The sequence below is a fragment of the Brunnivagina elsteri CCALA 953 genome (assembly GCF_002289455.1).
GTDB classification, from domain to species: domain Bacteria; phylum Cyanobacteriota; class Cyanobacteriia; order Cyanobacteriales; family Nostocaceae; genus Brunnivagina; species Brunnivagina elsteri.
The window spans coordinates 1-1156 of sequence record NZ_NTFS01000782.1; the positions used below are offsets into that span (position 1 = coordinate 1).

At 39.5% G+C, this 1156-nt stretch carries 1 protein-coding gene; it reads right to left on the bottom strand.

Annotated elements, in window-relative coordinates:
- Positions 1-63: 63 nt before the first annotated feature.
- Positions 64-909: a DUF1350 family protein gene (locus CK510_RS30645; RefSeq protein WP_095725157.1), complete on the bottom strand. Its 846-nt coding sequence runs from the start codon at positions 907-909 to the stop codon at positions 64-66.
- Positions 910-1156 lie beyond the last annotated feature (247 nt).

A 1156-nucleotide genomic window follows, 5' to 3' on the forward strand; every position in this document is an offset into this window, starting at 1 on the left:
CAGACCACTAGTTTTTGACAGATAAAAAGTCTAATTATTAACCGTTTTTAGTATAGTAGCTTCTTATCGCGATGACAAAGGATTCAACCACAACAAGATAGTACGCTTGAGTTGGTTTAGGTCACGATAGACTTCTTGCTTAAACCATTGTCCGAAAGCATCGAATGGGTTAAAGTCTTGCCCTGCCTGCCATTTCATCTCTTGACCTAAGGGAGTGATATGGTTCCCTGGTAGTATTTGCAATGCGACCATTTCCGCAAAGCGTTCAGCCAGAATATCACTTAAACCAACGGATTGATCGATATTATCGTTGGTAAATTTGACTAGTAGGTTACGACGCACATTATAGTACTCGCGGATTAAGTCATTGGTTTGAGGAGGGGAAGGGGTAAAGTCAACTGCAAAGGAGTGGTTTGGGGATATTTTATTATTGGCAAATATCTTATTGGCAAAAATCCGATTTGCCAAGGGGTTGTTTGTAATAGCTGTATTGAACTGTTCGATTAGGGGAACCGCTTCGCTAGCTGCAAAATTATTAAATGACATGAAAATGTTTCCTGCACGTTCGACAGAAAAATTACTGCCAATCAGCAAATGCAGCTTGCAACCCATGCTGTGTCCAATTCCGTAGATGGGAAAATAGCCATTACCTAAAATACCACGTTCTTCCAAGCGCACTAAAGCCCGTTCAAAGTTAAGTAGAACTTGTTTTGCGATCGCATTATGGTCAAATGTGTTGACAAAGGGGGTTGCGATGACAATGTAACCCTCTTCTGCTAAGGCTTCTAATAGTAAACGATATGTAATCTGCGGTGCTGTCGCAACAAACGCACCACCTAAAAAATGAATAATTCCACTAGGTTTAGGGGGTATTAATACCCAATTACCTGATATCTCTTTCCATTCCATGCTGATGAGTCAAAATAACCACTTATCTATAGTAGAGCTTGGGTGAAGAATCAGGGGAGAAATTCCCAATTCCCAATTCTTATTAATCATTAACTAACTCTGACTTTGTAACCGCTTCATTTCTAATTGCACATCTAAAGCAATTTGCAATGCTTCGTTTAATAATCTTCCATGTTCGCTTGCTTGTTCGCTAACTTGCATTGCACTTAATGTTGGTAAGTTATTGGCAAAAAGTTCGGTATTACTA

Coding starts and splice junctions, on each gene's coding strand:
- CK510_RS30645 (WP_095725157.1), bottom strand. CDS start 909: ATGGAATGGAAAGAGATATCAGGTAATTGGGTATTAATACCCCCTAAA.